General features: G+C 33.7%; 10 protein-coding genes. 6 read left to right on the forward strand and 4 right to left on the reverse strand.

Annotated features, from left to right (window positions below; translation table 11 throughout):
- The first annotated feature begins 149 nt into the window (after positions 1–149).
- Positions 150–1,982: an ankyrin repeat domain-containing protein gene (locus tag ACJ5GX_RS02225; protein ID WP_052264683.1), complete on the forward strand. Its 1,833-nt coding sequence runs from the start codon at positions 150–152 to the stop codon at positions 1,980–1,982.
- A 64-nt stretch (positions 1,983–2,046) separates the two neighbouring features.
- Positions 2,047–3,243 (forward strand): 5-aminolevulinate synthase, encoded by a 1,197-nt coding sequence (gene hemA, locus ACJ5GX_RS02230; protein ID WP_007302191.1) that lies wholly within the window; start codon positions 2,047–2,049, stop codon positions 3,241–3,243.
- 280 nt (positions 3,244–3,523) lie between these two features.
- On the opposite strand, the gene ACJ5GX_RS02235 is transcribed toward hemA, so the two are convergent.
- The 3 genes from ACJ5GX_RS02235 to rimM are packed head-to-tail and all read right to left on the reverse strand — an operon-like array spanning position 3,524 to position 5,343.
- On the reverse strand, positions 3,524–4,216 hold the full coding sequence (locus ACJ5GX_RS02235; RefSeq protein ID WP_007302192.1) for an inositol monophosphatase family protein: 693 nt from the start codon (positions 4,214–4,216) through the stop codon (positions 3,524–3,526).
- Positions 4,217–4,783 carry an elongation factor P gene (efp, locus tag ACJ5GX_RS02240; RefSeq protein WP_052264684.1) on the reverse strand — a complete coding sequence of 189 codons (567 nt, stop codon included), beginning with the start codon at positions 4,781–4,783 and terminating at the stop codon, positions 4,217–4,219.
- 59 nt (positions 4,784–4,842) lie between these two features.
- Positions 4,843–5,343, reverse strand: a complete 501-nt coding sequence (rimM, locus tag ACJ5GX_RS02245) for a ribosome maturation factor RimM (RefSeq protein ID WP_052264685.1) — start codon at positions 5,341–5,343, stop codon at positions 4,843–4,845.
- 97 nt (positions 5,344–5,440) lie between these two features.
- Here rimM and ACJ5GX_RS02250 point away from each other — a divergent pair, with 97 nt between their 5' ends.
- Positions 5,441–9,091: a DEAD/DEAH box helicase gene (locus ACJ5GX_RS02250; RefSeq protein ID WP_052264686.1), complete on the forward strand. Its 3,651-nt coding sequence runs from the start codon at positions 5,441–5,443 to the stop codon at positions 9,089–9,091.
- On the opposite strand, the gene ACJ5GX_RS02255 is transcribed toward ACJ5GX_RS02250, so the two are convergent.
- Positions 9,088–10,257, reverse strand: a complete 1,170-nt coding sequence (locus ACJ5GX_RS02255) for an aspartate aminotransferase family protein (RefSeq protein WP_052264687.1) — start codon at positions 10,255–10,257, stop codon at positions 9,088–9,090. The genes ACJ5GX_RS02250 and ACJ5GX_RS02255 overlap by 4 nt on opposite strands.
- A 64-nt stretch (positions 10,258–10,321) precedes the next feature.
- On the opposite strand from ACJ5GX_RS02255, the gene ACJ5GX_RS02260 reads away from it, so the two are divergent.
- From ACJ5GX_RS02260 to tsaD, 3 genes are all read left to right on the forward strand, one after another.
- Entirely contained in the window at positions 10,322–11,749 is a 1,428-nt protein-coding gene (locus tag ACJ5GX_RS02260) for a sensor histidine kinase (RefSeq protein ID WP_495292654.1), read from the forward strand.
- Positions 11,750–11,925: 176 nt separating this feature from the next.
- Positions 11,926–12,663, forward strand: coding sequence for a WD_0702 family putative metalloprotease (locus tag ACJ5GX_RS02265; RefSeq protein ID WP_012481913.1), 738 nt, complete (start codon positions 11,926–11,928; stop codon positions 12,661–12,663).
- A 72-nt stretch (positions 12,664–12,735) separates the two neighbouring features.
- Entirely contained in the window at positions 12,736–13,746 is a 1,011-nt protein-coding gene (tsaD, locus tag ACJ5GX_RS02270) for a tRNA (adenosine(37)-N6)-threonylcarbamoyltransferase complex transferase subunit TsaD (protein WP_007302199.1), read from the forward strand.
- Positions 13,747–13,769 lie beyond the last annotated feature (23 nt).

The following is a 13,769-nucleotide window of genomic DNA, read 5'->3' on the forward strand; positions in this document are numbered from 1 at the left end:
AATAGTAGTCTATCATTTAATAATTTATTATAATTATATTGATTATTAATAGATAAAAACTTGGTAGACTACGAAGAGATGCTTGCTAAGTTGACAAAATTGCCATTTAATGCTACACTTAGCTTAGCTACTAATTAGTGAGGAAAAACATGTTAGGTTCAGATTTTGTATCACAGGAATCAAACAAAATTTTAAAGAAATCAGATTCTAGGGATTCGGGAACTGAAGAAGGGTTTGAAATTTTAGAACGAGAGGAAAAAGAGCGCCGTCGTTCTGAGGATTCAGGTAATGAAAGTCAAGAGGAATCTGGCGTTAATAATTCTGATACTAAATCTAGTGCAGTAACTACGTTAGAATTTCAGCTAACACAATCTCTGCTGGGTCAAGTAAAGGCAGATGAGAATAATGAAGATGTAAAGTCTGGTAACACAGCTTATCAAGACCTATATAGAACGGATTTTTTTGTAATCAATGATCGCACTATAGATAATAGTTTCATTAAAGGGTTATATGATAAATATAATGAGGGAGATGATAAACGTCTGTTTGCAAAGTATGTTTTTACGGAAATTTTTAAACATGCTAAAGCAGAGGTTCCAAATGACTATATACTGGAAGAGTTAATTACTAGTTGCAATCAAGCTGGGTATGATGGCTCTTTGTTAATGCAGCTCTCTCCTATATTCTCTAAGCATAAACTAATCTTGCCTCATGCCAATGATAGAAAGATAAGTATTGTATATAATAGCCAAGGTTCTCTCAATGTTCAGTATTGTCCAAGTATGCCTGTCAGGAAACTTGATACAAATAGGGAAATATGCAGGGTTGATGCTATTTTAGAGTTCACACTTAAATTTCATAATGGTGAAGTAGAGTATGAAAATGGTAAAGTAACACTTATCATTTCTGAGGAATTAAAAGCTGGTAGGGAAAGTTTACTAGACGATATTAATGAACGTTTCACAGATTATGATAATGATGGATTTATTCATTTACACGTTGCAGCACAAAAAGGTAATGTTGAGCTTGGCAGGCATTTACTAGAATGTGGTGCAAATATTGAGATTAAATCAAAAACAAAAGTAGGTGGTGACACTGCACTTCATTTAGCTGCCAAGAGTGGTCATAAAGATTTTGTGAAGCTTTTACTTGATAATGACGCAAATGTTAATTCAGTAAGCAGTACAGGCAGCAGAGTAACTCCTTTACATGAAGCAGCATATAGTGGACATTCAGATGTTGCAGAATTGCTAATAGAGCGTGGCGCAACAGTTGATGCTAAAGAACGATATAATCTTACTCCTTTGATGTATGCTTCTGCAGAAGGTAATTCGGCAATGGTGGAATTACTTTTAAAAAAAAAGGCAGATCTTTATTTACAACATCATAATGGTGAAACTGCATTGCACTTAGCTGCTGATAATGGTCATTCTGATGTAGTTGCCATTTTGATAGGTGCAGCAAAAGATAAAAAAAAGTATGTTAATATGCAAAGCAACAGTATTGGTACTGCGTTGCATGTTATAGCTTATAATCGAGAAATAAATGAAGAGCATAAAAAATCTGCAAAATTGATAATAGACAATGGTACAAGCCCGTATTTAGAAAACGATCCAATTATTAATAAACCATCAGATACTCTTTTGAAAGGAAGCTCTTTAGATATGGCAAAAAAGCGAGGAAATAAGGGATTTTTGGAATTTATGTCATCTTTAGGCTATTCAGCAACCGTACCAAGCAATTCAAAGAATGATCCACAAAACACAAAAAAGTATGTCGTAGCTGCTTCTGCGCTTGCAATAACTGTTATTGCCTTAGGAGCAGCTGTTGCAGTTTACTTGGAAATGTTAGCAATAGGAATAGCAGTTGCAGTTTGTTGTCTTATTGCAGCTACAATTACGTACTGCTATAGGCCTAAAAGCTTAGTTGAGGATAATCAGGTCAAAAAGGTTATGCAGACAGAAGAATGTCAGTCTAAGTAATAAATATAGTAGTCTATCATTTAATAATTTATTATAATTATATTGATTGTTAATAGATAAAAACTTGGTAGACTACGAAAAAATATTCTTAAATAAAATCAAAGATATAAAAGAAGAAGGGCGCTATCGTGAATTTACGCATTTTGCGTCATTACCTGGCAAACTTCCCTATATTATGGATTATGAAAGAAATAGAGAGGTTATTGTCTGGTGCAGTAATAATTATCTGGGAATGTCACAAAACGATAGTGTCATTGCTGCTATTCAAAATTCATCTGTTGGTGCTGGAGGAACAAGAAATATATCAGGTACAACAAAGGAAGTTGTTGAGCTCGAGAAGTCTTTGGCTGACTTGCATCAAAAAGAAGCTGCTTTAACTTTTGCTTGTGGCTATCTTGCCAACCAAACTACACTTAGTACTTTATCGTCTGTTATTCCGGGCGTGGTAATTTTTTCAGATGAGAAAAACCATTCTTCAATGATAGAAGGTATAAAATCAGGAAAAAGACCGAAGCACATATTTAGGCATAATGATGTTGATCACTTAGAGCAGTTGCTAAAGTCTATAGATATAAAAACGCCGAAAATAATAGCACTTGAATCTGTATACTCAATGGATGGTGATGTAGCACCGCTTGAAGCGATATGTGATCTAGCAGATCAGTATAATGCAATCACCTATTTGGATGAGGTACACGCAGTTGGCATGTATGGACCGCGCGGTGGCGGAATTGCAGAAAGAGAAGGTTTGATGGATAGAATAACTGTTATTCAGGGTACATTATCAAAGGCTTTTGGAGTGATGGGTGGATATATAGCGTCTTCAAAGAGCTTGGTGGATGTAATAAGAAGTTCAGCCCCAGGATTTATTTTTACTACTGCTATGTCGCCCGTTTTAGCAGCAGCAGCAAAGGCAAGCGTTGAGCATCTAAAATCAAGCAACATTGAAAGAGAAAAGCAGAAGCAGGTGGTTGAGAAAGTAAAAGACTCACTGAGAAATGCAGGAGTGAATTTTATGCAAACAGAAACTCATATAATTCCAATCATAATTGGCGATCCTGAGTTGTCCAAAAAAGCATCAAAATTGTTATTTGATGAGTATGGAATATATGTACAACATATAAATTACCCAACAGTTTCAAAGGGGACTGAGCGCTTCCGTATTACTCCTACGCCTTACCATACAAATGAAATGATAGAGCATTTAACAAAATCTCTTGTAAAAGTTTTTGAGAAATTATCTGTTTGTGTCTGTTGTTGAGTTTAAAGTTGCCAAGAATAAGGTATCTATTTAAAAGCATGGTTAATGTACAAAATCAGTGCTTTATTTCTTGTCATGAAAGTAGCTAACACTGGGATCCAACTAAGTTACTTTACAACATTTTTTGTGCAAAAGGACTAGATGCCATTGTCACACACTGACTATTTGTTCCTATAGTTGTCTTTTCTCGTCTATCTTATTTTGCTACCCTGCTGCAATGAGGGGTAGGTAAGACCATTTATTATTTTCACTACGTGACTTTTGCTCTTTTGAATGAACTTTAGTTTATATCTCCAGCAATGACAAGCGCGTTATCTTCCCTTAATCTCCCACCGCTTTCTTGCAGAAAAAGCCTACCGAGTGAAGTTTTATATTTATTAATTCCAGAGTAAATTATTCCATTGTATCTTCCGGCAGCAAGATATGCAAAACCTAGTACCGTTGAGCCAAGGGAGCGTAGATTATTATTGTCAAGTGGTAATTTATTTAACAAATTACCACTTATGTCTATTATTCCCCCTTCACGAGCTTTCATCCGCATTTTTACATGGCGAGATTTGAAATCTTCAAGAAAAGCTCCTTTCTTTTCCTCTGCCCAGAAAGTTTCTCTAAGCGCTGGAGCATCAATCACAGCTGCTACAACTCTGTTTTTATGAATGAGACAAACTGATACTGCAAAATAAACCATACAACTAAAAAGGTTTTCCTTGCCTTCTATAGGCATAATAAACCAAGTATAACCGCCGTCTTTTAGATCTTGGCCCACATCGTCTTCAAAAATAAAGTCATAGTTCTGGTTGTAGTTTTTCAAGCAATCGTATATAAGTTGCTTGGATTTTGAATAAGTTTTATTGATAAAGTCTGCTGACTTAACGCTTGAAATTTGCAATTCATTAAAATCACGTATAAGCTGCTTGGAGGCACTGCGTACAGAATCAAGCATCACATTGATTCGTGGTGATGAAATTGCCATTTACTCTTTCACTCTTTCGTAATAGCTGTTATCAGGAGTATGTACTACAATTTTATCACCTTCTTTTATAAATTGAGGCACGTTAACGCGTATTCCGTTTTCCAAAATTGCAGGCTTATAAGAAGCAGTAACAGTCTGCCCTTTGATAACAGACTCTGTTTCTTTTACAGTTAGTGTAACGTGATCAGGCACATGTGCAGAAATTATTTTATCTTGATAAGTTACTACTTTAATTTTCATATTATCTTGCAAATAAGACTTCTTTTCTCCTAATAAGTCTAAATTTATAACAATCTGCTCGTAATTACTTGGATGCATAAGATTTACGATATTCCCTTCAGTAAAGAGATAAACATATTCCTCTTCATCTAAAATTGCCCTTCTGATTGTTGCATCAGAGCGGAATCTTTCATAGTGCTTTGCTCCAGTTTTGATATTTTTCATTTCAGCTTGTATGTAAGCACCACCTTTACCAGGTTGAGTATGCATAATACTTACAACCAAAAACAATCCACCGTTATGTTCTAGTACCTGACCTGGCCTGATATCATTAGCCCTTTCTGCCATAATTACACTTTTAATTTGGTCTGATTATTATAAATAACTTTATACAAATATCAAAATTTTTATCGGCCAATGAATTCTGGCATGTTGATTACTATATACCTTTCCTTCATGTTGATGTATGGAAATACTTCTTTAGTAAAAGATAACATAATGTTTTTTTTTGTGCTGATAACCAAAATTTCTAATATATCCCCTGAGCCGAAATTATTCACAGACTTCACATAGCCATATAATTCATTACTCTCTAGTCTTACTTCCATATTCACAAGATCATCTTGGTAAAATTCATCCTCATCATTTAACTGTGGTAGCTTATCTCTTTCTATATATAACTTTTTATTTCTTAAAAGCTCTGCTTCATTACGGGAATTCACACCGCTAATTGTTGCTATTACTAAATTATTACTGACAACAGACACCAAGCTTATTTTATAATTTTCACTTCCGATTATTAGTTCACCATATAGGAAAATATTTTCGGGCTTTTCAGTAAAGGTTTTTATTTTGACAGCTCCTTTGATTCCATGAGGAGAAGTAATTATTCCGAGGCATATATTCATATTAATATGATAGTTGAAATCAGCTTTTTGTCCATAGAATTGACAATTTACTGAATTAACATACAATTAATATTGTAATAATTATAGCGGGTAATGTGTGAGTTCTATCAGCAATCAAGAAAAGCAAAGTATTATAAGTAGCTTAGAAAAAATCAACTGCAAGCTAAAAGGTGAATCTATAAAACTTGATGATACAAAGGAATCTATAATAGTAGCACGTCGTAAATCTGTTGTTGAAGGGGTATTAGAACATCTACGCAACCCTTCTACTACTAACTGTAATGTTATGATCGATGCAGAAACTGGGTTTGGCAAGACTTACGATATTGGAATGTGGAGCCATGTACTAGCCCAAGCAGGGTTTCATCATCTGGTTGCAGTACCAAACAGTGATCTAGTAAACCAAGCTAAAAAAATGATGAGTAGTGCATTTACTGTAAACATTAGGACACCTAAAGCTGCTGAGGAAATTAAAAATGCACTGAAGGCAACTAAACCTACAACAATTATAGTGACACATGACCTGTTATTACAGCAAGAAAATGATCGGAAATTAAAAGACCAAAATACCAAGTTGTGGATTAGTGTTGATGAAGCAGACAGTATTAATAAGCAGCAGGATTTTGAGAACATGTGCAAGCTTGATGAGAAATATCCTACGACTTACCTCACTGCAACACCAAAGAGAAGGATTTTAAATAGATGCGGAAAAGTTATCAGCCCGACAAGATTGAGTAGACGTTGTATTGCAAACGCCATCGAAACAGCAAGTGTTATTGCAAAAACCAATAGGAGAACAAATTTCACTCTAGCATTTGTAGTGAATATTGCTGTTACTATAATACCTATGATTACATTATTTCCTGTTATAAATAGTAATGTTGCTGCTGTAATTGGTCTAACTTCAGATTATTGGCTGTATTCTGCTTTGATTGGAAACTTATATTATACAATTTCTATGTTTATATTTGGTATAGTAATGTTGCCAATTTGGTGGGTACTAACTAAAGCAACTGGTGTAGAGTCAAAAGAACTGCTTTCTAGATTTCTTGCTAACGTGCGTAGCTTATTTACTAGAGAAAAATCGAGCCCAGCTCATGAATATGTTGAAGAGAGCGAAGAAGTTTTTAATTACAATAAGCTTGTTGATACCGATGATTTATTAACTTCTATAAGATGGAATGTGCAAAGCCCAATTGGAGAAAGTGCTCTGCTTTTAGCTGATGATGTAAATAGTATAGTTAATCTTAACTTTGCGTTGCAGGGTAGAGATAATTTAGTATATGAAGGTAGTACACGTTATGAAGTGTATAATAAATTTCAGCCTGAAGGGATGTCTTATCAAGACTATAGGCTCAAGTTACGCGAAGCGAACTTTATAAGCTGCGTTAAAAAGCAACATCCTAGTCTGACAGAAGAGCAGATATCTGAATTAAAAGAAAAGGTGGATTTCAGTAGTACTGCTGAATATCTAAAATATAGAGTAATGCATTCAATGATCGATCTTACTCTCTCATATTTAATGAAGTGTGATAATATTACTTTAGATAAAAAAAGAAGAGAAGGTTTGAGTGAATTGATAGAAGATGTTAAAAAGAATGTTAGCACCACTAATGATAACAATATTATAAGCTACCTAGAGAGAAAAGGCTTTAGTGAGCAATTTGCTAGAGATGAGCTCTTACTGCAAATAAAGACAGTAATTGAAGCACTGAGTAAAAGTGATAATGAGCAATGCAGCTTAATAGTTGATAATTGGCGCTTAAGCAAAGAGCTCCATGACCTCATGGAAAGAGAGGAAGGTATACTACATAGTCTCATTGATTTCTGCAAACAAAATAAATGTATCTTTGCAGGAATTGGGAAAAATGATCTTGGTATTGGAGAAAATAGACCCTTTTCAGCGATAATACGTAATCAAATAGGTAAATATCGAACTATTTATTGTGATTATGAAAAAAGAGATTTTGATTCATTGGCTAAATATGCGTTGACAACGGTTATAGATGGATCGAAAGGTCGTGGATTTGATAGTGAATATAATCATGTTGCATCAATATTTGCAGATTCGGTTAGTCAGTTCAATAATCCATCTGAAGCCCTACAGAATCTTGGAAGAAATAGAGAGCGTAATGAGAGCAGACAATCATGGTTTTTCGCTGCTGCAGGTGAAGAAGTTGAGCTATTTGTGAATAAGATCTTAGCAAATTTTAAAAAGGAACCACAGAAATTTTGTCAGAAAGTTTTGTTTCCAGCTACTAATAAATACAATAAGTTGCTAAAAAATAGAATGGGAGAAGAACTTGGAAGAAAAATAGAAATCTATATTAGTAAAAATATTGATGCATTAGGAAATATTGATGATTCAGCTCTGAAGAAGTTTTCTAGTGATTTGATAAAAGAAACGTATGAAAAAGTTCATGATATAAATGATTTTGATGTCAAAAAGACAGAACAAGATTTACATAGGATTTTAAAAAGTACAGAGGCATACCTTCGTTCATATGAGAACAGAATTAAAAACAACGGTAAATTATCTTGCACACGCTCAGCTTTATTTTCTGTGGGGAGTGCTATAACAAAGGTAATGTATTATCTTTGGGCAGGGTTTGACTATTTAGTCTTTTTGGCTAAAGCGTACAATATAGATAAATCTGGAGATACCAGTGCAAGAGCGTATGTACACATAATCAGAAACTGTCACTGTGAAAGTAGTGTGAAGGCGCAAAATGTATTGGTTCATGCATTAGAAATTGCCAAAGAACATGACAGCAGTTTCAAAAGAAATAGTTTGTACGAAGGCAATGAGGATAGATGTAAAGAAAAAATCATCTCATATTTTCAATCCAAGCAATATATACGTGCATTAGATAGAACAATTGCTCAAATTGAAAATGAACACTTAGCAGCAATTTTGAAAGCTGTAGGCTACAGAGGTGATACTGATAAAATGGCACAAGAAATTAAAGATTTTTTATCTGATTTAAAGAAATTAGACTGTGTGAAATTTAGAGAAAAGTATTATCAAGGAGATTTATATCAAGAAAGCAAATTATGCAAGATCAATGATCGAATTAGTATGGTAATTAATGAAGTTGTAAGGTGCCATAAGTGGCGTCATGGAATAGAGAACTTGGAGCTCAAATTAAAAAATGGCCATAATATTTTTGACGTAAGAGTCAATAATGATTTTTCTAAGTTACGTGAGAAAAACTTTAACAAACGCTCTAAAGAAAGGACATATCTAGGTAGAGCTATGTTACTTATTGGGTTTATAATTTCAATGGAGCTTATAGGTAGAATATCATCAGGTCAGACCATGCAATTGCCTTTACTTTGCGGTTTTATAGTATTTGGACCACTGGCACTCTTGTGTGGTGCATTGTTATATGAAATAACGACCTATTTAGTGAGAGGAGCATTTTTTATTTTTGGAGTGCCAATTCTTTTAGGAGAACTGTCTAAATGTGTTTTGAGAAACGGCTCAATGAAAAGTTTGTTAGATATGACATTATCGCTTGGTAACTCGGCTTTTCTCAATATTCCGAAAGACATCGTGCAATCGTTTATATTTGAGGATATAACAAAATTTGACTCACTAAGTGATATAAATGAGCTTACACTGATAAGAGAACAGGAAAAGGCAAAGTGTACAAATGAAGTAGCTGATAAAGTTGTATCTACTGCTTTATCTGCAATTTTGATACAGCCAACAACTAGTGAGCAGGAAGGTTTAGTTTTTAACTAGAACTTTTCAGATAAATACTGAGTGAGGATTTCAATTCCTTCATCAATCTCTTTTTCAGTGATAATGAGTGGAGGCAAGATTCTTACAACGTTATCTGATGTTACTCCAACAGTGAGTAAACCACGGTGACTTAGCTCTTCTGCAAATTTTTGGTTATTCATTTTTACTTTTATTCCTAGCATCAACCCTTTTCCTCTCACTTCTTCTATCATTGGAAACTTGCTTGCTAAGTCCTCTAGTTTGTTTTTTAAAGACTTACCTCTAACTTCAACATTTTCTAAGAAGCCAGGGCCGAGCAATTCATCCAATACAGCATTACCTACTGAAGTTGCAAGTGGATTACCACCAAAAGTAGAACCATGCATACCGACCGCCATGTACTTAGCAACCTTTTCAGTTGCAAGACAAGCCCCCAGAGGGAAACCTCCTCCTATTCCTTTTGCAAGAGCACATATGTCAGGCTTAATTCCTATGTGTTCAGATGCAAATAACTTTCCTGTCCTGCCAGCACCGCACTGAACGCAATCAAAAAATAGCAGTATGTCGTTTTCGTTACATAGTTCTCTTAGCTCTTTCATGAAGACTTCACTCATTACTTTAATACCACCTTGTCCCTGTATTGGTTCTATTAATATAACACCTATGCCATTAGAAATTGCTTTCTTTACACTCTCAATATTGGGCTCTATGTTATCACACCAGTCAATATAAGGATTCAGTAATTCAGAAAATTTCTGTCTATCGTTTGTTGCACAAGTTAAAAATGTCCTTCCATGAAATGCACCATGAAATGTTAGAATTCTATAGCGATTTTTATTACCTTTTCCATTTTGATAGGCCCTAGCGATTTTAAGTCCACATTCCACTGCTTCTGATCCAGAATTTGCAAAAAATACAGTATTAGCAAAGCTGTTGTTTATTAAATTTTCTGCAAATTTGTTGGCAGTAGATATATTATAGGTATTTGATATATGCCATAGTTTTTCTCCTTGTAATTTTAGGACATCAGTTAATCGTGGGTTGGCATGACCTAAACTGCTAACAGCTATTCCAGAGTGAAAATCTATATAGCGCTTATTATCGATATCATACAAGTAAATACCTTTGCCATAAGAAAAATTTATGTTAATAGGAGAATAAACTGGCAAGATAGGAGAAATTGTCATAAAAGTATGATATGCTAATTTTTTATTAATACCATAAAAGACGTTATTTCACAATGAGAAGAATATGTATAAATTAAGTAAATTAATTTTTACTACACTAAAAACAAATAGATATACAAAAATTATCTCGCTATTCTTATTAATTTTTGTGGTTTTATTGGGCACAATATACCGCAGTTATTCATTAAAGAATAATTTTCTTTCTTTTTACCGTAATTCAAATGCAAACTTAAAAGATCTATTGGAAAATAGTATAATAAAAAAATATCATTATTTACTAATAGAAAAACATCATATTAAATATAACAGTTTTGATTACATAAACCAGTTGGTAAAATTGCGTGCTGAATTGTTACAATCAGTAAGCAAAGTAAGAAATTTTAGCTTAATACTGTATGATCAAAATGCCAGAGTAATTTTCAGTAATTTTAATACTCAAGGTCATGACTATGAGCAGTTGCTTACAAATGATGAAATTGATAAATTGCTAAGCAATCAAGAAATATTTTACGCTACAGGAAATACATTAACTTCTACTTTCCCTATATTTCATGAAGATGACATTAAGCCTTCATTTTTTTTGAAGATCATTCAAAGCTATAATGACTCTTATATTATGGTATATAGTCTATTTTCAATATTAATGGGCTTATTACTGGTTATCTTAATACTAATAATGCTTTATTTGCACTTTTCCAATACCCAAATGCTAGCCAAGCAGCATAAAACTAATATTGAATTACAAAGGGTTAAAGAGGCATTAGAGCAAGAAAATGCAAATAAGATAAAATTTTTTGCAAGTGTTACACATGAGTTGCGTACACCTCTTAATGCTATTATTGGATTTGCAAAGTTGATCAAAAATGAAACTTTAGGTTCTGTAGATCACTCTAAATACAAGGAATACGTAGACGATATATATAATGCTGGTACACATTTACTTGCTTTGATTAATGATGTGCTCGATTTTTCTAAAGCTGAATCAAGTAGTTTAACAGTAGAGAAAGTGAAGTTTAATCTGAATAAGATAATAGATTCGTGCTTAAAAATGTTATCACCTAAACTAAAAGAAACAGGGATTAGTTTAAAGAAAGAGATATCTGATAAACAATTATTAGTTATCGCCGATCCCAAAAGAATGAAGCAAGTTATAATAAATTTGTTATCAAATGCAATCAAGTTCACTCCTCAAGGTGGTTTAATAAGAATGATTATTAAAGAGAATATAGAAAAAAATTTATTAACTATTGAGTTTCATGATAATGGAATAGGGATAATGCAGCAGGACATATATAAAGTTATGTACGTTTTTGGCCAAGCAGATTCGGGATATAGAAACGAAGGCACAGGTATCGGATTACCTCTAAGCAAGAAATTAGTAGAGTTAATGGGTGGGACTTTCAACATTCAAAGTGAAGCAAAACTTGGTACTACGATAACATTGAGCTTCTTTTATGAAGAGCAAACATGTGAAAAGTTGATTGATTTTTAGTAAAATATATTTGATATTGCACTTTTATATCTAGTACATTCCTAAGTCATACTGACGTGATACCTCTTGGCTAATAATAAGTAGCGGAATGTAAGTAAATTAAACTTTTTTAGCTATACTTCCTGAAAACACTTTATAATTCTTGAGCATAAAGAAAATTCCTTTAATAATGAAGCATGCTAATCAGGAACTTAATAAAACAAGCAACTCAAGTAGGAAATAGTGAAAACGTAATACAATATGTCAAATATCTCTATCAATTTGAGAAGTTTAGAAATACATTAAACCTCACTTTGTCAATAATAAAGCAAACTAGACTCTCGTTTGAAATATATCAAGAAGGATTAGTGGATATGGAAGAGGGAGTGTGTAAGACAATTCGTTCTTCTGGTTTAAATAAGTATGTTATTGTGCTAAGAAGGTCAAATCCTTACATCATAGTACATGAACTTTCACATATGGTTGAAAATGAACTGAACTTAAGCTTAGAGCAAGAATTTCTCTATAAAGTTTATCAGGATATTGAGCAGAACTTAAAGCAGTCAAATATTCTGGTACAAAAAATTATTGGTCAAATTATATTTAAGGAGATACAAGTTTACCAAACTCCAAAATCACGTGCGTCTGAGTTATTCGCACGCTATTTTGAGCTGTTTGCTTGGGCTCAGGAAGTTTATCCTAAAGATAAAGAATATCTAATTCGCACTCAAGATTTAAACAGAGTATTTCTTGCTACTAACCAATGGAAAAAGAGCTACCTGGATCTACAAATAATGGAGAGAATAGATAAAGAAGTAAAGGAATATAGCGATAAAACTGCTTTTAAAGATATAAACAAAGTACAAAGCAGTTGGACTAATAAATTTTCTCCTGGAAGCAAAAAAATTGGTTCTATATTTGAAGATGATAATTAGCTCAGCAGAACAAAGTTCACTTCTTCAACATTTCAAGTTATAGTTCTCGCAATTTAAAGAGTTCAAATATATATGAAAACCATTTTAGCGATTGAAACAAGTTGCGATGAAACTGCAGTTGCGATTGTAAATAGTGATAAGCAAGTGCTTGCTAACGAAATTCTTTCTCAGGTAGAGCACAAAAAGTGCGGTGGAGTGATTCCTGAAATAGCATCACGTGCTCATATGAAGCATTTAAGTGGTTTAATAAAAAGTGCTATGGAAAAATCTAACCTTAACTTTTGTGATCTAGATGCAATTGCAGCAACATCAGGACCAGGACTCATAGGTGGATTAATAATTGGTACAATGATGGCTAAAGCAATTGCACACGTAACACAAAAACCGTTTATTGCAGTTAATCACTTAGAAGCACATGCGTTAGTTGTTAGGCTACTATATGAGGTTGAATTTCCGTTTTTAGTACTGCTGATATCAGGTGGTCACTGCCAATTTTTAATTGCACAGGATGTAGGTAAATACATCAAACTTGGAGAAACGCTTGATGACTCATTAGGAGAAGCATTTGACAAAGTCGCTAAAACGCTGGGTCTAAGCTATCCGGGAGGTCCATTAATTGAAGAGTTAGCTAAAAAAGGTGATGGTATGAGATTTAAGCTGCCAAGAGCAATGATAAAACGTTCTGGATGTGACCTTTCATTTTCTGGAATTAAAACAGCGGTAAAAAACTTAGCACGAGAATTTGTAATGAGTGAACAGGATGTGTGTGATATGTGTGCTTCGTTTCAAGAGTGTATTAGCGACATATTACTCGATAGAGTCAGAAATGCTATTGGTATCGCTGTATCTTTAAATATTAAAATCAATGATTTTGTAATTACTGGTGGAGTTGCAGCAAATAATTTCCTGAAAGAGAGATTAAAAAAGCACATAGACTTGAACGTGCTTTCTCCTCCAAGCAATTTATGTACAGACAATGCAGTGATGGTTGGATGGACAGGAATTGAAAGGTTACAGAGAAGCTATGTAGACTCTCTTGACTTTGCACCAAGGCCAAAGTGGGAATTAGAAAAATATTACTAGCACAAAAAATTATCTACTATATA

Source organism: Wolbachia endosymbiont of Tuta absoluta (assembly GCF_059414725.1).

Excerpts from the sequence above, each read along its gene's own strand:
- ACJ5GX_RS02225 (WP_052264683.1), top strand. The coding sequence starts at position 150 with ATGTTAGGTTCAGATTTTGTATCACAGGAATCAAACAAAATTTTAAAG.
- ACJ5GX_RS02235 (WP_007302192.1), bottom strand. The coding sequence starts at position 4,216 with ATGGCAATTTCATCACCACGAATCAATGTGATGCTTGATTCTGTACGC.
- efp (WP_052264684.1), bottom strand. The coding sequence starts at position 4,783 with ATGGCAGAAAGGGCTAATGATATCAGGCCAGGTCAGGTACTAGAACAT.
- rimM (WP_052264685.1), bottom strand. The coding sequence starts at position 5,343 with ATGAATATATGCCTCGGAATAATTACTTCTCCTCATGGAATCAAAGGA.
- ACJ5GX_RS02255 (WP_052264687.1), bottom strand. The coding sequence starts at position 10,257 with ATGACAATTTCTCCTATCTTGCCAGTTTATTCTCCTATTAACATAAAT.
- ACJ5GX_RS02260 (WP_495292654.1), top strand. The coding sequence starts at position 10,322 with ATGTATAAATTAAGTAAATTAATTTTTACTACACTAAAAACAAATAGA.
- ACJ5GX_RS02265 (WP_012481913.1), top strand. The coding sequence starts at position 11,926 with ATGCTAATCAGGAACTTAATAAAACAAGCAACTCAAGTAGGAAATAGT.
- tsaD (WP_007302199.1), top strand. The coding sequence starts at position 12,736 with ATGAAAACCATTTTAGCGATTGAAACAAGTTGCGATGAAACTGCAGTT.